The sequence below is a fragment of the Microbacterium luticellae genome, assembly GCF_050408645.1.
GTDB lineage: Bacteria > Actinomycetota > Actinomycetes > Actinomycetales > Microbacteriaceae > Microbacterium.
The window spans coordinates 32,587-49,602 of the sequence record NZ_JBNTKE010000005.1; the positions used below are offsets into that span (position 1 = coordinate 32,587).

General features: G+C 66.7%; 19 protein-coding genes. 5 read left to right on the plus strand and 14 right to left on the minus strand.

The window, feature by feature from the left end; translation table 11 throughout:
• Nucleotides 1–2: 2 nt before the first annotated feature.
• Entirely contained in the window at nt 3–1,112 is a 1,110-nt protein-coding gene (prfB, locus tag ACQUSW_RS11920; protein ID WP_428932530.1) for a peptide chain release factor 2, read from the minus strand.
• A gap of 66 nt (nt 1,113–1,178) precedes the next feature.
• On the opposite strand from prfB, the gene ACQUSW_RS11925 reads away from it, so the two are divergent.
• A complete protein-coding gene (locus ACQUSW_RS11925) occupies nt 1,179–2,471 on the plus strand; it encodes an MFS transporter (RefSeq protein ID WP_428932531.1) in 1,293 nt (430 codons plus the stop codon).
• A 16-nt stretch (nt 2,472–2,487) separates the two neighbouring features.
• On the opposite strand, the gene ACQUSW_RS11930 is transcribed toward ACQUSW_RS11925, so the two are convergent.
• From ACQUSW_RS11930 to ACQUSW_RS11960, 7 genes are all read right to left on the minus strand, one after another.
• Complete coding sequence (locus ACQUSW_RS11930) at nt 2,488–2,928, minus strand: pilus assembly protein TadG-related protein (RefSeq protein WP_428932532.1); 441 nt, start codon at nt 2,926–2,928, stop codon at nt 2,488–2,490.
• A complete protein-coding gene (locus tag ACQUSW_RS11935; RefSeq protein WP_428932533.1) occupies nt 2,928–3,407 on the minus strand; it encodes a TadE/TadG family type IV pilus assembly protein in 480 nt (159 codons plus the stop codon). Before ACQUSW_RS11935 ends, ACQUSW_RS11930 begins: the two co-directional genes overlap by 1 nt.
• The gene (locus ACQUSW_RS11940; RefSeq protein WP_428932626.1) at nt 3,376–3,789 is read right to left on the minus strand and encodes a TadE family protein; all 414 of its coding nucleotides are present in this window, start codon (nt 3,787–3,789) and stop codon (nt 3,376–3,378) included. Before ACQUSW_RS11940 ends, ACQUSW_RS11935 begins: the two co-directional genes overlap by 32 nt.
• 2 nt (nt 3,790–3,791) lie before the next feature.
• Nucleotides 3,792–3,989 carry a hypothetical protein gene (locus ACQUSW_RS11945; protein ID WP_428932627.1) on the minus strand — a complete coding sequence of 66 codons (198 nt, stop codon included), beginning with the start codon at nt 3,987–3,989 and terminating at the stop codon, nt 3,792–3,794.
• An 81-nt stretch (nt 3,990–4,070) separates the two neighbouring features.
• Complete coding sequence (locus ACQUSW_RS11950) at nt 4,071–4,997, minus strand: type II secretion system F family protein (protein ID WP_428932534.1); 927 nt, start codon at nt 4,995–4,997, stop codon at nt 4,071–4,073.
• Nucleotides 4,994–5,854 carry a type II secretion system F family protein gene (locus ACQUSW_RS11955; RefSeq protein WP_428932535.1) on the minus strand — a complete coding sequence of 287 codons (861 nt, stop codon included), beginning with the start codon at nt 5,852–5,854 and terminating at the stop codon, nt 4,994–4,996. Before ACQUSW_RS11955 ends, ACQUSW_RS11950 begins: the two co-directional genes overlap by 4 nt.
• Entirely contained in the window at nt 5,851–6,441 is a 591-nt protein-coding gene (locus ACQUSW_RS11960) for an ATPase, T2SS/T4P/T4SS family (protein WP_428932536.1), read from the minus strand. The genes ACQUSW_RS11955 and ACQUSW_RS11960 overlap by 4 nt, the downstream gene beginning before the upstream one ends.
• Before the next feature lie 21 nt (nt 6,442–6,462).
• Between ACQUSW_RS11960 and ACQUSW_RS11965 the strand changes: the two genes are divergently transcribed.
• A complete protein-coding gene (locus tag ACQUSW_RS11965; RefSeq protein WP_428932537.1) occupies nt 6,463–7,965 on the plus strand; it encodes a recombinase family protein in 1,503 nt (500 codons plus the stop codon).
• A gap of 231 nt (nt 7,966–8,196) precedes the next feature.
• Here the strand turns inward: ACQUSW_RS11965 and ACQUSW_RS11970 are convergent, their stop codons facing one another.
• The 4 genes from ACQUSW_RS11970 to ACQUSW_RS11985 all read right to left on the minus strand — a co-directional run bounded on the left by ACQUSW_RS11970 (nt 8,197) and on the right by ACQUSW_RS11985 (nt 11,670).
• Entirely contained in the window at nt 8,197–8,808 is a 612-nt protein-coding gene (locus ACQUSW_RS11970) for a hypothetical protein (protein WP_428932538.1), read from the minus strand.
• Nucleotides 8,809–8,815: 7 nt separating this feature from the next.
• Nucleotides 8,816–9,268, minus strand: a complete 453-nt coding sequence (locus ACQUSW_RS11975; RefSeq protein WP_428932539.1) for a single-stranded DNA-binding protein — start codon at nt 9,266–9,268, stop codon at nt 8,816–8,818.
• Between the two features lie 75 nt (nt 9,269–9,343).
• Nucleotides 9,344–11,119 carry a type IV secretory system conjugative DNA transfer family protein gene (locus ACQUSW_RS11980; protein WP_428932540.1) on the minus strand — a complete coding sequence of 592 codons (1,776 nt, stop codon included), beginning with the start codon at nt 11,117–11,119 and terminating at the stop codon, nt 9,344–9,346.
• Entirely contained in the window at nt 11,116–11,670 is a 555-nt protein-coding gene (locus ACQUSW_RS11985) for a hypothetical protein (RefSeq protein WP_428932541.1), read from the minus strand. Before ACQUSW_RS11985 ends, ACQUSW_RS11980 begins: the two co-directional genes overlap by 4 nt.
• A gap of 670 nt (nt 11,671–12,340) precedes the next feature.
• Here ACQUSW_RS11985 and ACQUSW_RS11990 point away from each other — a divergent pair.
• The 3 genes from ACQUSW_RS11990 to nhaA all read left to right on the plus strand — a co-directional run bounded on the left by ACQUSW_RS11990 (nt 12,341) and on the right by nhaA (nt 15,512).
• A complete protein-coding gene (locus ACQUSW_RS11990) occupies nt 12,341–13,582 on the plus strand; it encodes a glycosyltransferase (protein ID WP_428932542.1) in 1,242 nt (413 codons plus the stop codon).
• 89 nt (nt 13,583–13,671) lie between these two features.
• A complete protein-coding gene (locus ACQUSW_RS11995) occupies nt 13,672–14,061 on the plus strand; it encodes a hypothetical protein (RefSeq protein WP_428932543.1) in 390 nt (129 codons plus the stop codon).
• A 107-nt stretch (nt 14,062–14,168) separates the two neighbouring features.
• Entirely contained in the window at nt 14,169–15,512 is a 1,344-nt protein-coding gene (gene nhaA, locus ACQUSW_RS12000) for a Na+/H+ antiporter NhaA (protein ID WP_428932544.1), read from the plus strand.
• A gap of 244 nt (nt 15,513–15,756) precedes the next feature.
• Here nhaA and ACQUSW_RS12005 read toward each other — a convergent pair whose 3' ends face one another.
• Both ACQUSW_RS12005 and ACQUSW_RS12010 read right to left on the minus strand, forming a co-directional pair.
• On the minus strand, nt 15,757–16,305 hold the full coding sequence (locus tag ACQUSW_RS12005) for a hypothetical protein (protein WP_428932545.1): 549 nt from the start codon (nt 16,303–16,305) through the stop codon (nt 15,757–15,759).
• Nucleotides 16,302–16,868 carry a hypothetical protein gene (locus tag ACQUSW_RS12010; protein ID WP_428932546.1) on the minus strand — a complete coding sequence of 189 codons (567 nt, stop codon included), beginning with the start codon at nt 16,866–16,868 and terminating at the stop codon, nt 16,302–16,304. The genes ACQUSW_RS12005 and ACQUSW_RS12010 overlap by 4 nt, the downstream gene beginning before the upstream one ends.
• Between the last annotated feature and the right edge of the window lie 148 nt (nt 16,869–17,016).

Genomic DNA, 17,016 nt, shown 5'->3' on the forward strand with positions numbered 1-17,016 from the left:
ACTTACTCCTCGTCTTTGCGTTTACGCCACCGGATGCCAGCCGAAATAAACCCTTCGAGGTCGCCGTCAAACACCTGATCGGGCTGTGTCGACTCGTAACCGGTGCGCAGATCTTTTACCAGCTGCTGGCCGTATAAGAAATAGGAGCGAATCTGGTCGCCCCAGCTCGCAGTAATCGTGCCAGCCAGCTGCTTCTTTTTTGCCGCTTCTTCTTCGCGCTGCATAAGAAGCAGCCGTGTCTGTAAGACCCGGAGCGCCGCGGCACGGTTTTGAATCTGCGACTTTTCGTTCTGCATAGAAACAACGATGCCGGTGGGAATGTGGGTGATGCGCACGGCAGAGTCTGTCGTGTTCACCGACTGGCCGCCGGGTCCGGACGATCGAAAAACGTCGACTCGAATATCGTTTTCGGGTATTTCTACCTCGGTCGCTTCTTCCATCACGGGCAAGACTTCGACGGCTGCGAAAGACGTTTGGCGTTTATCGGCTGAGCCAAAGGGGCTAATGCGAGCGAGACGGTGTGTTCCTGCCTCTACCGACAGCGTGCCAAAAGCGTAGGGTGCGTCGATCTCGATAGTTGCCGACTTAATACCGGCGCCTTCGGCGTACGAGGTGTCGAGCACTTTGACGGGATAGCTGTGGTGTTCGGCGTAACGCAAGTACATGCGCAACAGCATCTCGGCAAAATCGGTAGCGTCATCGCCGCCAGCACCCGACCGGATCGTGATGACCGCGGAGCGATTATCGTATTCGCCATCGAGCAGCGTTTGAACCTCAAGCTGGTTAATGACGTCGGTCAACGCGGTCAGCTCGGCACGGGCCTCGTGAGCGGAATCTTCATCGCCCATCTCATTGGCTAATTCAATGAGCACCTCGAGGTCGTCGAGTCGCTGCGCGACAGCTTCAACCCGGTTGAGTTCTGACTGCCGGTGACTGAGCGCGCTGGTGACTTTCTGCGCCTGTTCGGGGTCGTCCCACAGATCGGGGGCTCCCGCTTCTTCGCTCAAACGCGCAATCTCGTCGCGCAGCGCAGGCACATTGACAACCTCGCGTATGTCACCGTAGGTGACGCGGAGGGCGTGGATATCTTCGGAGAGATCGAGTTCGAGCATGGCTCGTCTAGCCTAGCGCGCCGCGCCGTGATCACCGACGTTCGTGTCGCACGGTAACGTGAAGGAATGCCCGAAACTGCCCGCAAGGTGCTGGGTCAGTACGGCCCCATGGTTTATTTACCCACCCTGCTGTTCTCGGTGGGTGAGGGTGCCGTACTCCCCCTTATTCCTGTTATCGCCACCCACATGGGTGCCGATGTGGGCCTTGCAGCGCTTGTGGCATCGGCGATTGTTGTCGGTCAACTGTGTGGCAATATTCCTGCCGGTTACGCGGTTGCCCGTCTCGGTGAACGAGTGACCATGATCGTTGCCGGGGCCGTTGCGCTGCTGGCGGCGGTGGGCATGGCACTGTCAAAAAACCTTGCGCTGCTCACAGTCGCCGTTTTTGTTATTGGTCTCGCAGCGGCGGCGTTCGGTTTAGCCCGCCACGCATTCATGACCACTCGGGTTCCGCTGACTTTTCGAGCGCGCGCCCTGTCACTTCTTGGGGGCGCCTACCGGTTAGGAATGTTTACGGGCCCTTTTCTTGCTGCCGGGCTTCTCGCAATTTTTCGCACCGAGATGTCGACGGTGTGGTTTTTTGCTGCGTGCACGGTCGCACTCATTGTGCTGGTCACTTTTGGTCCTGATCCAGAAGAAAAAGCTGCCGCTGCCGAGCGCTCCTCGACTCGTGCAGCCGATATGGTTGCCGACGATTCGGGCGAGGCTGTTTCGGGCGCTATCCCTGTGCTGCAACGCCAGGGAGTCTTTCGCACCATGTGGGAGCACCGCGCAGTTTTGGCTCGTATGGGGCTGTCTGCGTCAGCTCTTTCTGCCGTACGCTCGGCCCGGCAAGTCATCCTCCCCCTGTGGGGAGTTTCTCTTGGCCTAGATTCTTCGACCATTGCACTCGTCGTGGGTGTTTCGGGTGCGATTGATTTTGCGCTGTTTTATGCCAGTGGCCAGGTCATGGATCGTTTCGGGCGACTGTGGGCTGCTCTCCCGGCAATCGGCCTTATGGGTGCAGGGTTTTTCGTGCTCGCTTTCACGCAGGACACCTCGGCAGCCATGCTGTGGTTTGGCATGCTGGCGGCCGTGCTCGGTGTGGGCAACGGTCTGTCCAGCGGAATCTTATATACGCTCGGGGCCGACCTTGCTCCGTGGCGTGATCCGGCACCGTTCTTGGGTTCGTGGCGCACACTGACGGATGCCGGTGGTGCCGCAGCGCCTCTGCTGGTGTCGCTGCTGTCGACACTGCTTTCTCTGCCCGTAGCGTCGGCTGCCGTGGGCATCATCGGTTTTGCCGGAGCAATCGGTTTTATTCGCTATATACCGCGCTATGTGCCGCGGCCAGGGCACGAGCCCACACCCGGGCCGTAGCATCCGGTGTGCTCCGCTACCACAGGGCCGTGCGACTGACAGCGTTCGAATACAGCACAATTCCGTCGGGAACAAAAGCGCTCACGAGCGGCGGGTTCCAAACAGTACTCACCTGCACCTCGGCAGAGATTCCGTCGAGGGTGAAGGCTGCTTCTAGCACCGCAGCGACGCTCGAAGCCTCAACGATGTAGCTGGCTTCGCGGGCGACGGCGCTGTCGGACAACACAATACGCGCGGTATCAGCTGCCCGTTCGACCGAGTCAAAGCCCTGGGCTCCTGCGAGCGCTGCAGCATCGGCGACAGAGTCGAGCCTTTTTTGGGCGATGTAGAGATCAGTGGCGCATACGCTCACCACAATGAGTGCGATGGCGAGAAGGGCGTATCCGAGCACGAGGGGCAGGATGCTTCCGCGTTCGGTGGAGTCACCGCGGGCGCAGAGTGGTGGTGGGCTGTGCATCACTGTTGCCCTGTCTGTGAGATGCTGTGCACCGCCGAGGCCTCGACCGGTACCGTCGCCCAACTGCCTACCCACTGCGGCACGAGGGGCAGTGACACCTGTGCGGTTACGGTGATACGTGCCAGGGTTCCCGGTGCCGGGCAGCCTACTCCTGCAGGGATGCACGAGATGGCCACCGTCATGGTGCTGTCGTCGATGCCGTATTCGTTGACGATGGTCGATACCACGGCGTCGGCGTGCTGACTGACGGCGGGGTCGTCGTGCGCGAGTAGTCTGGCGGTTTGCCGCGCGGCCTGTTCAACACCGAATGTCTGTTGCTGCACGGTACCGAGGGCAATGATGAGGTACACCAGTGGTACGAGCATGATGACGCCGGCGATCACAAATTCGAGTGCTGCAGCGCCCTTCTCGTCGCTGTCGGTGCTCTCGTCTGGAACGATGCTCTTGTCACTGGCCTGCGAAGGTTTCTTGTGGCGCATGCCCTGTCACCTCCCAGGCTCTCGGCACTCCCAGTAGTCCGACGAGGGGGAAGCTTGTTGTTACTGTCACCTCGACGGTGGGCACGCCCAGGCTCATCGTCGTCGATGCGACGACGTCGTCTGCGAAGCTTTCTCCCACAGCGCGGGCGATAACGCTGTGGGTGCGAGCAACGCCGTCTGCTAGTTCTGCATCGGCGAGCGCTGCCCGATGCACGCCCTCGACAGCGGCATCATGCACCACATTGCGTACATAAACGACGAGCGCCAGCTGCACGACCGCGAGCGTGAGCACTGTGAGCAGAGCGCCAACAAGCACGAATTCAACAGGGCTTGCTCCGCGGTCGTTCGGTGCCAGCGCCCCGCTGCGAGCGCAAGCGTTCACGGTCAACCGATTCCTGAAACGCTTGTGAGTGCCTGGTCAAAAAGACGGGTGAGGGCAGGGCCGGCGAGGCCCCACACGACCATGACGAGCGCGGCTGTCATGAGTGTCACGAGCACCCACCCGGGTACGTCGCCGCGTTCGTCTTCGATCAGTGTGGGCGGAGTGTGTAGGTGTTCGGTACGGCGGGCGAGGCGTGGCATCCGGATGCCTGGTGTGTGGGTCGTTGTCATGAGGGGGTCCTTTCTCGGGGGAATAGAAAGTGGATGGTTACGATCGGGGCGCTATCCGAGTCCGAGGCGCAGCATGAGCACTCCGGGGTAGATGGCGAAGAGGACAGAGAGCGGGAGGATGAGGAAGACCAGTGGCAGCATCATGAGGAGTTCTTTGCGTCCGGCCTGTTCGATGAGGGAGCGCTGGGCTTCTTCACGGCAGTCGGCTGCCTGGTCATGAAGCACGGCCGCTAGCGGTGCACCGCGCTCGATCGCTGCGGTGAGCTGGTCGACGGCGCGCGAGAGCGCGGGTAGGTCGATTGCGCGGGCCATACTGCGCAGTGCGTCTTCGAGGGGGGATCCGGTGCGTACGGCAACGACGACGGCGGCGAGTTCGCGGCTGAGTTCGCCGGAGCCGACGTCGGCGACGCGTTCGAACGCGGCAAGTGGTGTTTCTCCGGCGGCGAGGCACAGGGCAATGAACTCGAGTGTTGTGGGGAGCTCTTCGCCCAGTCGTGCACGCCGCTGTGTTGCTTGGCGGGTGAGCAGGGCGTCGCGGAGCACGAGGCTTGCGGTTCCGGCAAGCACGGGGATGATGATGGTGGGCGGTGTCATTCGCCCCTGCATGGCGAGGAGCACAACAAAGCCTGCGCCTCCGATGACTCCGGTGATTGCCCATACGAGTTGTTGTGCTCGAAACGCTGCCGGTTCGAGTGTGCTGCCGGCCAGTGTGAGTCGGCGTTGGAGTGCCTCACCGGCACCGAGTGCGGTGATGGCCTGTGTGCGGAGGTCGCGTAGTGTGCTGCGCAGTGACCAGCGGGGTGCCGCTATGAGGTCGGCGGTGGTGTGCAGCGGTACGATGTCGCGAATGAACGGAACGACGCGTTCATTCAAGGACGCTGCCCGCCAGCGTGGCAGTGCACCTGCCATGGCGTACAACCCGGCCGCCAGCGTGATACCCACGATGATGGCGAGAGACAGGTCGGTCCACGTGCTCATGCGAACCACCGTTCGGGCTCTGTCAGCTGGCCAATTCTTAGCATGATGCGGAACGCGATCACGCACACGGCGGCACCCACAAGGATGAGACCGATGCCACCCCACGAGCTATACGCTTCTGCTCCTTCGGGGCGGGTGACGAGCATGCCGATGATGACCCAGGGCGCGGTGACGCCGAGAACCGCGGCACCGCGAATCCACGATTGTCGGGCTTCAACTTCGGCGCGCAGGGTGGCTTCGGCTCGCACCGATTCTGATAGTGAGCGCAAAACGTGTGTGAGCTCGGTTCCGCCCACCTGACGGGCCATGCGCAGTGTCTCAATAATGCGATCGGCGGCGGGGTCGGCAAGGTCGTGTTTGAGCGCATCGATGGCTTCTTCGAAGCGTCCTGTGGAGTGAATGTGCTGCGAGCACTGCGCGAATGCTTCTCGCATACTCACCGGCGCGGTAGTGGCTAGACCCGCAACCGCATCGGGCAGTGATTGTCCGACTCGAATAGAAGCGACCAGCAAATCGCACACGTCAGGCCACAGCGCGCGGCGTGCTTTGCGCAGCCGCAGGCGGCGGGCACGCAGATAGGTGATCGGTGCGCTGCCTCCCACCAGGGCGGCCAATAGTGCCAATACCGGATGCTGCGTGACAAGCCACACGATCGAGGCTGCACACAGTGTCGCGGCGACAATGATGGCCAAGGCTCGCGGCTGTGTGGTGCTGGCGTAGCCGGATTCAGCGAGAAGTTTCTCGAGCCGACCGGAGCGCGGCAGCGACGATGATGTCTTCTCTGTGCGTGGCCACAGCCACGGCGAGAGTGTGAGCGTCAGCCCTGCGGCAAGAAGCGCACCGAGCAGTATTGTCACGCCGCGCCTCCTGCCAGCGCCGGATGCAGGCGTGGTGACGCGTAGCCGTGATCGGGTGCGCGGTATACATGGCGGCACATAATCTGGCCGTCAACAACTTCTCCTGTGGGTTCGATAATCTCAGAGATCCAGCGCCGCCCGGTGTGGTCGCGCACGCAGTGAACAACGAGTCCCACGGCAGAGGCCAGTACGGGAGCAATAAACGAGCGGTCAATGTTTCGTCCGGCCAGCAGCGGCAAAAGGCAGAGTTTTTCGAGCGCTTCCTGCGCCGAGTTGGCGTGCACTGTACCTGCCCCGGGCACACCCGTGTTCAGTGCCAGCACAAGGTCGAGGGCTTCAGCGTCACGCACCTCGCCAACAACGATGCGGTCGGGTCGCATGCGCAGCGCTTCTTTTACCAGTCGACGCAGCGTGATCTCACCCGTGCCCTCGAGGCTCGCCTGCCTTCCCTGCAGCGCAACAATGTCGGGGGCGTCAATGGCCAGTTCAAAGGTTTCTTCTACCGTGATGATGCGCTGTGTCTCAGCACAGGCAGCAAGCAATGACCCCAACAGGGTGGTTTTCTCCACTTGGTGCGAATGACGCACCTGTCGAGTGGAGGTGTCGAGATGGCGATGAGTGTGTTGGAGAGGCCCAGATCGGGCGAGATTGCTGGTGTCGCGGAGCAGGTGCTGGTGTATCTGCGGATCAGCGAAGACCGGACGGGTGAAGAGGCCGGCGTCGAGCGGCAGCGTGATGACTGCCTGGCCCTGTGCCGTCGCCTCGGCCTCGATGTGGCCGCGGGGGACGTGTTCATGGATAACGACACGTCGGCGTATCTGAACAAGAAGCGTCCGGAGTTCGAGAAGATGCTGGCTCGGGTGCGGCAGGGTCCGTCGCGGGTCGTGGTGTGGCATGTGGATCGCCTCTACCGCCGTCCCCGCGAGCTGGAAGACCTGATCGACTTGGTGGAGTCTCACCCGATCCGTATCGAGGCGGTGATGGGTGGCGCGTTCGATCTGAACACGCACGAGGGCCGGTTGATGGCCCGCCAGCTCGTCGCGATGGCTGCGTACGAGTCCGGGCACAAGGCCGACCGGATCAGGCGCGCGAACCGGCAGAAGGCCGAGCGTGGTGATTGGCACGGGGCGGCGAAGTTCGGGTACGGCACCGGCGGGGTGCTGATCCCGGAGCAGGCGGCGGTGATCCGCGAAATGGCCGACAGGTTCCTGGCGGGACAGTCGTTGCGGTCGATCACGGCGTGGCTGAACGAGGAGTCGGGGTTCCCGGCCCCGCAGGCGCACACGGGCAAGACGCTCGGGGTGTGGCACGCGACGACGGTGAAATCGATCCTGGTGTCCGCGCGTATCTCGGGCCAACGCGCCTATGAGCCGGCGCGGAAGGCTGGGGATGCTCCGGCGGGGCGGGAGATTCTGGGTCCGGGGAACTGGGAGGCGATCATCACTCCAGAGGAGACGACCCGTATCCGGGCGATGCTCTCCCACCCGGACCGCCGGGTCGGGGCGTCCTCGATCAACCTGCTGTCGGCGATCGCGACATGCGGGAAGTGCGGCTCCGGGCTGGTCTCCGGCAAGAATCGCCGCGGCCCCTCGGATGCGAAGCGCCGCTACTACCGTTGCATGCCCGTCCCCGGCCACCCGGAACGCGGCGGCCTGTCGGTGACGGCGAGCGGGTTGGAGACGGTGGTGTCTGAGGCGGTGATCGCCCGGCTCGCGGCAACGACCCTGCCCGCCGATGACAGCACGACCGGCGGCCAGGTGGCGGAAGCGATGGGGCGGATCATGGCGGCACGGCACCGGATGGAAGACCTCGCCCGCGACTACGGCGCGGGACTGCTGGCCCGCAGCGAGTACCACGCGGGCCGTGTCGCGGCACAGAATGCCGTCAGAGACGCCGAAACCACCCTCGGCACCCTGAACCGCGGCGACGCCCTCAAAGGGCTCCCCATCGGCGACGAGGCCGCCCTGCGGCACGCTTGGTACGAGGAGTGGACGGTCGGGCAGAAGCGGGCGATCCTGAACGCGCTGGTCGACACGCTCGTCGTCCTCCCCGACCCGAACAGTGGCTCCCGGTTCCGGCCCGGACGGGTCCAGCTCACCTTCAAAGCCTGACCGGCAGCCGCCCGCGCAGGGCGGGCGGGCATCATCCGGGGTGGGCAACGAGGGCGCGGAGCCGGTCGAGTGCCACCGGGTCGGTGACGGCGAAGGACACCCCGGATGCCTCGCACGCCTGCCGCGTCCACTCCCGGACATCGAAGTCCCCGGCCAGCGCCGGCGTATGCGGGGCCGGGCCAGCCCCGTCCGGGCTCGTGTCCGGGCGGCGCTCGGGCCGTCGTGTGGTGGTCATGGCAGCTCTCCGGTGTCCGGGTTGAGGCCGGCGTAGAAGTCGTCCTCGGCCTGACGGCGGGCGGCGACATCCTCCCCCGTGAACTGTGCGAAGTCCGCATCGCGGTTCGCGATGACGATGTCCTCGACCGGCGGGGCGGGCTTCTCACCGGGCCAGGCGGTCTGCCGGGTGGGGCGGTCGCGGTCCAGGCGGGTACCGGACGCGGCGACCCACTCCCGCAGCCGCCCTCGGGCCTCGGCGAAGTCGCGGTGCCAGCCCAGCGGCGCGGACCCGTTCTCCTCCGGGTCATACGCGCACAGCCAATGCAGATGCAACGCGGAAAGCTCCCACACCAGCTCGGGGTGCCGGTGCCAGAACGGCGGGAGGACGCTGGCGGGAAGCCCGTAGGTGCGGCGCAACCAGTTCACCCACTTGTTCAGCTCCCGCCACTCGATCTTCGCCTCGTCGGCGGTGAGCAGGTTCCAGTTGACCGGATGCGGCGGCTCCGGCAGCCCCTCTCCCTCGCTGCTCTCACCCGCCTCCGCGGCGTCCTCGGTTTCGGCGTTGATGTCGGCGGGCGGCTCTGGCGCGTCGTCGGGTGCAGGCGCGGCAGCGGTGTGCCCGGTCATCACGGCCTCACAGCGCCGGTGCGGGCGCGGACGGGCGGGTGCTGCGTGGTGCGGTGAACTGCGCCGGCAGGTCCCGGTGCCGGGCGGGCTGGTCGCTCGGGGCGTCGTGGACGGCGGCGGCTTGCTCGGTGGCGGTGGGGCGGCGTCCGACCTTCCACATCTCGAACTCCTGCCCAATGACCGCGGTCGGATCGGTGCGGTCCCGGACCGGGCGGAACCGGCCCTCGGCGACAAACCCGGCACCCTTGGACAACAGTGCGGCCGCTTCCTCGGCGGCGTCACCGTAGGCGACGATGGGGACATACTCGGTGGGCAGCTTCGTGTAACTGCCGTCCGGTTCGCGGCGGCCCTGCCGCTGACCGGCGCGGGCGTAGAAGCGGGGCGTGCCGTCACGGGTCGGGTCCGTGGACGGCTCGGTGGCGACATACCCCGACAAGGACTGGTGAGTGCGGACAGCCATCAGACTTCCTCCTGACATCAACGGCCCCGAGAGTCCGGGGCCTCCATGCCAGGCAGGTGCACCCGCCCACCCCCGCTACGGTCGCTGTTGCAGCAGAGCCTCGACCTCTGTGCGGTCCGCGTGCCGCCTGGCGGCGTCGGGTCGCTGGGTCCAGGTGCGGAGCCTGGTGACGATGGGTGGGGCGGATCGGAGCAGCACCAGCGCTGTGCCGAACGGGAGGGTGCGGATCGCGTCGGGTGGCATGATCGGCACCCGCCGGATGGAGCGTTGCGCGGTGCGGGACCCGTGGTCGCCGATGGTGGTGGAGTCGGTCACCTCGTCGCGCTCCCCGATGAGGGTGGTGAGGTCGTGGAGGTCTTTGGAGTTCGATGCGCCGCCGAGGATGATCTTCACAATGCTGGCGTCCCAGATCGCGCCGGCGGCGTTCTCGGACCACTTCTCCCTGGCCTGCGCCAGGCTTTGCAGGACGGGCATGGTGGTGATCCCGGTGCCGCCGCCTTCGGCCATCAGCGTCGGCAGCGACGGGAGCGGGGCGAGGTTGCCGACCTCGTCCAGCGCGAGTAGCAGCGGCGGGTCCAGGCGTGCGCCGGGGCTGGTCGCGGCGATCCGCCGTGCGGCCTCCACGACATCCTCTACGAACGCCGCGACGAGCGCGGCGGAGTTGTTCGCCCCGGCGCCGGTCGCGAGGAGGTAGAGGGTGCCTTTGGCGCGGAGGAACGCTTCGGGATCGAAGTCCTCGCCCTCTCGTGGCGATACGGCGTCGAGGACGCGGGGGTCTGCGAGGGCGGCGAGGGCGAGGGAGACGCCTTGCCAGATGGAGTCGCGAGTTCTCGGGTCGGAGTCGATCATCGCCTGCAAGCCCTCCGCCCACCCGACCGCAGCGTTCGGGTTCGCGGTCAGGATCGCGACCGCGTCCGCTGCGGCGGAGGGGTCCAGCGTCCACCGGAACAGCTCACCCGGCGGACGCCGATCCAGCGCGGCGGCATGGAGTAGCGCTTGGAGCGCGGTGCGGGTCTTCCCCTCCCAGAATCCGCCGCCTTCGACGCCGCCGGCGGATAGGCCGGTGCCGGCGGCGAGTCCGGTGGCGCGGATCATCGCTGTCAGCGGGTCCTCGCATCCGCGGATGGGTGACCAGCGCAGCCCGGCGGGGACGCCTTCGGCGAGGTGCTGCGGGTCGAACACCGCCACCGGCCCGCCGCGGCGCTCACGGGCGCGGAGGGTCGCGGTGAGGTTGTCCGGGCGGGTGCTGGTGGTCACCACCGCGCCGGGTGCGTCAAGGATGGCGTTGATGACGATATGGGCGCCTTTGCCGGATCGCGGCGGGCCGAGCAGGAGGATCGAGTCCTCCACCGACGCCCATACTCCGTGTCCACGGGACGCGCCGATGCGGTAGCCGACGTCTGCGGGTTGCGGCGTGTCGAGGGAGGGGCGCAGGTGCCCAGCGCGGCGTAGCAGTGCCTTCTCGGAGGCGGCGCGTGCGACCTCGGCGCGGGTGGCGATCCCGGCGATCCGGTACGGGTCGGTCTTCACCTGCCGGCCGTGTTCGCGCAGCAGCCGCCACACCCACCACCCGACCGCACCCGCAGCGAGGATGAGGACGGTCGCGGTGATCCAGTACGCGACCGTGCCCAGCCCTGGGGCGTCGAGTGCGGTGGCCGGGTCGCCGGGGTTCAGCAGCACGCCCAGGCCGGCTTCGACACCACCGGCGGGTTGGGTGGTGCCGGTGATCCATGCGGCGACGGACCCGGCGCCGCGGAGGAGGCCGGCGAGGATCGCGGCGGAGATGAGGATGCCGATGCCGAGGTTGCTGAGCTCGTCGCCGAGGGACCCGGTAGGTCTGGGGGCGCTCATTCGGGGTGCCCGATCGTGAGGGTGCCGGAGACGCGGCCGAGCAGGACCACCTCGCGGGTCGGACTCGCGCCGGCCTGCTCGGCGGTGAGCAGAGCACGCATGGTGCCGTCCGGGGCGGCATCGCCGTGCGCGATCACCACCGCCACCGCGACATCCTCACCGGGCACGAACCCCTCGCCGCGCATCACGACCAGCTCTGGCATCATCCGCCGTGCGGGGCGGTCGGGGGCGGGTTCTGGTGCGGGACGGCGGCGGCGAGTGCTGGGGGTGATGATGTCGGTGAACACGGTCCCGTCCGCCTCACGGACCTCGACCCGCACCGCCGAACGGTGCGTGTCGGTGAGCTGGTCGAGGACACGGGCGAAGTCCTCCCGCCGCCACGCCGGCGCGAACGGCTCCGGCTCCACCTGCTCCCCGTCCACGGTGACCGTCATCGTCCCGGTGGCGGCGACGGTGATGACCACCTGCGGGAGCACGACCGGGACCGGCGGTGTCTCGCTCTCGCGGCCACGGTCGGGGGTGGTGCGCTTGTAGCGGGGGCGGGCCATCATGCCTCACCATCCGTCGCTGGAACCGTCGGTGAGGGTGACGGTTCGTCAGCCTCAATGACCTTTCGCGGTTCTGTCTCTACGGCTACGAATTCTTCCGGCGTCCTCATGTGGGGTAGGTGCGCCGTGCCACCAGGCTGATGGGTTCGCGAGGCTGGGAAGATCGAGTGTCGATGCTTCGCGTCCTCACCAACGCGCAGACCCGCGCTTTCCAGGACACCGCGCGCCGCCTCGCAGCCCCGGCCATTCCTTCCCTTGGAGGAAAGCCGGCCTGAACCCGCAGTCCCTGCGCGCCGACCGCATCCTTGCGGAGAGCCACGCCACCGGCGGCGACGGCCGCCGCATCTGCGATCTGTTCGGCGTTGGCATCGAAACTGCGATGCGCTACACCGCCACCCTCGGCCGACCCGCGTTCTGCGACGAGATACCGGTCCGTCGTGCCCTCGGGCTCGACTCGCCGTCAAGACGGCTTCCGAATCTGGGGTGCTGTTGGCGTAGGCTGGCGGCGGCGCGTCGGGAAGTCTGGTCGACATCGACGCCGGCCTGTCGGGTCGGCGGTACTTCCAGAGGAGAACCATGACGTGCAATACCGCTGTAGAACCGCATTGTCTTCGCTCCTCCTCCGGAGGATGGACGAAGCGCTTGGCAGCTCGGTGCCTCAGAGAGAACTGCGATGGCTGAGGCGCTGGTAGAGGGACGGTCAATGCGCGTTCTCCTGGCGACGGCCGGCAGTCGTGGTGATGTGGAGCCCTTCTTCTCGCTGGCGTCGGCGTTGCGTGAAGCTGGGCACGTTGTGCGGGTCGCCGCGCCCGAGGACCCGGACGCGGGGCGCGATGTTGACGTGGTGAGTCTCGGGGTGAGCTTCGCTGAACTCGGGCGGGCTGTTGCCGATATCGGCGGGATGCGGGCGTTTCGGGAGCACATCCGTCCGGCGATGCGCACGATGCTGGGGCGCGTGGTGGATGAGGCTGTCAACTGGCAGCCGGATGTGATTGTCGCCCACCCAAAGCTCCTCACGGTGCCCGTCGTGGCCGAGCATTTGGGAGTCCCGTATCTCACGGTTGAGCTGGCCCCTGTGTTGACTCCGACGGGTGAGTTCCCTGCCGCCGGGGTGCTGAACCGCTCCTTCGGACCGGCGATCAACCGGCTCAGCTACCGGGCCGCCGCGGTGGGCGAGCGCATGTTCAGGGCGGACATCCGCGCGGCGCGGCAGCGCCTTGGCCTCTCCGGCACGCAGAACCTCGCTCCGCCTTCGGGGTCGCTGGTCGCGGTGAGCCCGACGCTCCTGCCGCGTCCGGCGGACTGGCCGGCCACGGCCCATCTCACGGGCGACTGGCCACGCCAGCCGTCTCCTGAGGGCAACCTGGATACGGCGGTACGGGACTTCGCCGCCGGTGAGGCCCCGTACCTGTATGCCGGGTTCGGGTCGATGCGGGGCGGGGACGCTGCGACACGCGCCGAAGCGATCGTCGACGGCGGACGGCGGGCAGGGCTAAGGGTTCTGCTGGCGACGGGCTGGGGTGGCTTGGAGCCTCCGCAGCGGTGTCTGGGGGGCGACGTGCTGGTCGTGTCGTCGGTGCCGCATGACGTGGTGCTTCCTCGGGCGGCGGTCGCGATCCACCACGGTGGAGCCGGCACCGTGCACGCTGCCGCCCGCGCCGGCACACCCTCGGTTCTGGTCCCGTTTCTCGCGGACCAGCCGTTCTGGGCTCGGCTTCTGCACCGATTCGGGCTCACCGGTCTACCACTTGATCGAGATCGCCTCACCGCGGACCGGGTGCACGCGGCGATCGCCGATGCGGCCGATCGTCGACCAGTGGTCGACCGTGTCGCCGAGCGGATGCGCGCCGAGAACGGCCCAGCCACAGCCGCCGCCGTCATTGCCCGGATCACGGCTAGTACGGGTGGGTCGTGACGGGCGCCGTTCTGTTTCTGGGTGATTCGTTCCTCCCACCGCCCGTCGTCAAACCTTGGCGGTCGGAGCCGGCCCGAACGATCGTGTGGGTGAGCGATCTTCGCGACACGGGCGGCAGACGTGCCGCACGGGCGGCGTTGAAGACCGCAGCCCGCGTGGCGTTCGATGCCTGCCGGGGCCGGCCGGGCATCCGCCACCTGCTTCTGGCGTACCGGGCCGAGCCGGCCATGAGCCTGGCCTTGCAGCGTCTTGCTGGGTCGGTCGCGATCCGGCTGCACACGGAGATCGAGCTACGGGTGGGATGCGATGTCGATGTCGTTCTTCTCGACATCTCTGATCTCGACGACCAGGAACTTCTGCGGGAACGTCTGGAGGAGATGACGCGGCAACCGGCTGGGCTCGCCGGAGCTGCCGCTTTGGGCTGGAACGACATCCGCAACGAGAGCATTCGCAACGCGGCAAGCAGCGAGTACATCTGAGCGGCCGCCCAAGGTGCGGTGGGCCACAGCACGGTAGGCTGGGTGTGGCGCGTCGGGAAGTCTGGTCGACACATTCTGTCTCTTGTCGACCCTGATCGGACCTGCCTATGACTTCTCGTCGACCTGCCCGCCGCACGCCGGAGCGTGCCACATTCCCCGCCCGCGGAACCTACACTGAGGCTCGGCGCATCGCGTCCTTGCTGCGCAAGGAGACCGTTGGCGGTGGGCTGCTCGTGCTCATGGCCGTGATCGGTATCGTCTGGGCGAACTCGCCCTGGGCGGACGGGTACTTCGCGCTGCGTGACCTGGAGATCGGGTACGAGCCCTGGCACCTGCGGTTGAGCCTGGGGACGTGGGCGGCGGACGGGCTGCTCGCGGTCTTCTTCTTCCTCGTCGGCCTCGAACTCAAACGAGAGTTCGTCGCCGGGGACCTGCGCCGCTTCTCCACCGCCATTGTCCCCGTCGCGGCCGCGGCCGGCGGGGTGGCCGTGCCGGCGCTGTTCTACCTCGCGGTCGTCGGGCAGGACCCGGCGCTGATGCGTGGATGGGCGATTCCCACGGCGACGGACATCGCGTTCGCCGTCGCGGTGCTCGCGCTGATCGGCTCGCACCTGCCGAGCTCGTTGCGGATCTTTCTGCTCACTCTCGCCGTCGTGGATGACCTGATCGCGATCACGATCATCGCCGTCTTCTACACCGACACGATCGAGATCGTCCCGATACTGTTGGGCCTTCTCACGGTCGCGGTGTATGCGGTGCTCGCCCAGCGGTATCGGCAGTTCTTCCGCCTCAAGCCCGCCGCGGCGTGGCTGATCCTGCTGCCGCTCGGTGGCGTCGCCTGGGCATTCGTGCACGCCTCGGGCATCCACGCGACCATCGCCGGGGTTCTGCTCGGCTTCACGATCCCCGTCCTGCACCGCCGCCGCGACGGTGTCGCCGACACCGAGCCGGGACTGGCGGAGGTGTTCGAGCACCGGTTCCGGCCGCTGTCGGCCGGGTTCGCGGTCCCGGTGTTCGCGTTCTTCTCCGCCGGCGTCGCCCTCGGCGGCCTCGAGGGGTTCCTGTCGGCACTGACTGACCCGGTCACGATCGGCATCGTTCTCGCGCTGGTCGTGGGGAAGCCGGTCGGCATTGTGGCGGTCACCTGGCTGACCACCCGCATCCGGGGCATCCGCCTCGACCCGGCCCTGCGATGGATCGACCTGGTCGGTGTGGGTCTGCTCGCGGGTATCGGGTTCACGGTGTCGCTGCTGGTCACCGAGCTCAGCTTCACCGCGGCCGATCCGCACCACGATCACGCCAAGGTCGCGATCCTGCTCGCCTCCGTGCTTGCCGCCGCGATCGCGTCGATCCTGCTCACCAGCCGAAATCGCCGCTACCGCCGGATCGCGCAGGCCGAAGTCGTAGACGAGGACGGAGGCGGTATCCCCGACGTGTACCAGCGCCGATAATCGACGCATGCTTCAGGTGCGTCAGCCACCGACCTGAGCGTTTGCCGAGGGTGGTTCGTGTCGGGCACGCGGATGCCCACGATCTTGGTTCGCGCCCTCCGGTCGTCGAGTGTGCCGTGCTCGTGAGGGACCGGTACGGCAAGGTACTCGAGGCTGTCGAGTGAGTCGCCGTAGAGGAGCAAACGACCCGGCCCAGGTTGCGGGCCTACCGGGATCGAGCGTGTGGCGTGTCGGATGGTGTCCATTATTTGAGGCACCTGCCTTGCCACTGCTCGTCCTCACTGCCCGGGCGGATGCGGGCGTGGCGGCTGGTGTTTTGTCCGAGGGCGATGGTGCCATCGCAGGTGAGGGCGAGGAGGTCACCGGGGGCGCAGGTCTGCGGAAGCAGCACCCTGATGGCGGTCTGCGTGTGCGGGGAGCGCAGCAGGGTCGTCTTGCGGTGCCGCGCGTTCGGGCACTGCGCGGGCAGGACGTCAAGGACGCGGGAATCGAGGGCGGACAGGTCGCAGTCGACCGTCAGTTTCATGGGATGCCGCAGCCCGCGGCGCGGTGTGCGGGCGAGGATTGCCGTAATGACGACGCTGCGGTAATCCTCTCCTCGCGCCGACGCGCTGCTGGGCGCGATCAGGAGGCAGGGGGTGCCGCGTTGTGCGGCGAGGGTGGTGAGTGATTGCGCGCCGATGCTGATGTCGCGGTCGGCGAACGTCGTGTCTGCGGGCCAGGGTGCGCAGTCCTCGTACAGGGCAGCAAGCGCCATCGCACGGGAAGAGATCAAGGTGTGCATGATGCTCATCTGGCCACCGCGAGTTCCCGTGCCTGTTCTGCGGGTACGAAGGCTTCCTGCGGACGCGGGCGCACATCGCTGAGTGTGACCGCTCCGGCGCAGGGGACGGTGAGAAGGTCGCCTTGGTGGATGTCTGCGGGAAGGATGACGATCGGGTACGGCCAGGGCGCAGACCCGGTTTCGCCCGGGATGAGTTCTATGGTGGTGTTCTTCGCCGTCGAGGTGCGGCCGATGAGTCGGCACTCGTCCCAGTACGGTGTTACCCGGTCAAATCCGCAGTCGGTGAGGGCAACGCGTTTATCGCTGTCAGTGTCGATGCGGAGGGTGACCTGGAAGACGAGGACGGTGACATCGTTGCCGATCCCCTGGGCGCGCGCCTGGGCCGGTTTCGGGTGCGGCAGGTCCCCGGTGAGGAGCGCCGGCGTGCCGCTGATCTCCACCAGTCGCCTCAGGGACACTCCGCCGATCACGACATCCGAGACCGTGGGGACGGTGTGCTCGGGCCAATGTCGGGGTTGGAGAGAGTCGGGGATGCTGCGTCTGAGGGTGGGGAGGATGGCGGTGAGGGTCATGCCTCCACTTCTACGCGGCAACCACCGGGCAGGGAACAGCCCCTCACGGAACTCATGCGCCTTCCCGGCCTGCCGCTAACAGCACCACGCAGAGGAGGGTAGCGACCCGCGTCCGTGCCCTCGGCGCGCTTTGCGGGCCTGTCGTGTT

Coding starts and splice junctions, on each gene's coding strand:
- ACQUSW_RS11985 (WP_428932541.1), bottom strand. CDS start 11,670: ATGATGGCCCGCCCCCGCTACAAGCGCACCACCCCCGACCGTGGCCGC.
- ACQUSW_RS11950 (WP_428932534.1), bottom strand. CDS start 4,997: ATGAGCACGTGGACCGACCTGTCTCTCGCCATCATCGTGGGTATCACG.
- ACQUSW_RS11970 (WP_428932538.1), bottom strand. CDS start 8,808: ATGACCGGGCACACCGCTGCCGCGCCTGCACCCGACGACGCGCCAGAG.
- ACQUSW_RS11975 (WP_428932539.1), bottom strand. CDS start 9,268: ATGGCTGTCCGCACTCACCAGTCCTTGTCGGGGTATGTCGCCACCGAG.
- ACQUSW_RS11965 (WP_428932537.1), top strand. CDS start 6,463: ATGGCGATGAGTGTGTTGGAGAGGCCCAGATCGGGCGAGATTGCTGGT.
- ACQUSW_RS11935 (WP_428932533.1), bottom strand. CDS start 3,407: ATGCGCCACAAGAAACCTTCGCAGGCCAGTGACAAGAGCATCGTTCCA.
- ACQUSW_RS11945 (WP_428932627.1), bottom strand. CDS start 3,989: ATGCCACGCCTCGCCCGCCGTACCGAACACCTACACACTCCGCCCACA.
- ACQUSW_RS12010 (WP_428932546.1), bottom strand. CDS start 16,868: ATGACCCTCACCGCCATCCTCCCCACCCTCAGACGCAGCATCCCCGAC.
- ACQUSW_RS11980 (WP_428932540.1), bottom strand. CDS start 11,119: ATGAGCGCCCCCAGACCTACCGGGTCCCTCGGCGACGAGCTCAGCAAC.
- ACQUSW_RS11930 (WP_428932532.1), bottom strand. CDS start 2,928: ATGCACAGCCCACCACCACTCTGCGCCCGCGGTGACTCCACCGAACGC.
- ACQUSW_RS12005 (WP_428932545.1), bottom strand. CDS start 16,305: ATGAGCATCATGCACACCTTGATCTCTTCCCGTGCGATGGCGCTTGCT.
- nhaA (WP_428932544.1), top strand. CDS start 14,169: ATGACTTCTCGTCGACCTGCCCGCCGCACGCCGGAGCGTGCCACATTC.
- prfB (WP_428932530.1), bottom strand. CDS start 1,112: ATGCTCGAACTCGATCTCTCCGAAGATATCCACGCCCTCCGCGTCACC.
- ACQUSW_RS11990 (WP_428932542.1), top strand. CDS start 12,341: ATGGCTGAGGCGCTGGTAGAGGGACGGTCAATGCGCGTTCTCCTGGCG.
- ACQUSW_RS11925 (WP_428932531.1), top strand. CDS start 1,179: ATGCCCGAAACTGCCCGCAAGGTGCTGGGTCAGTACGGCCCCATGGTT.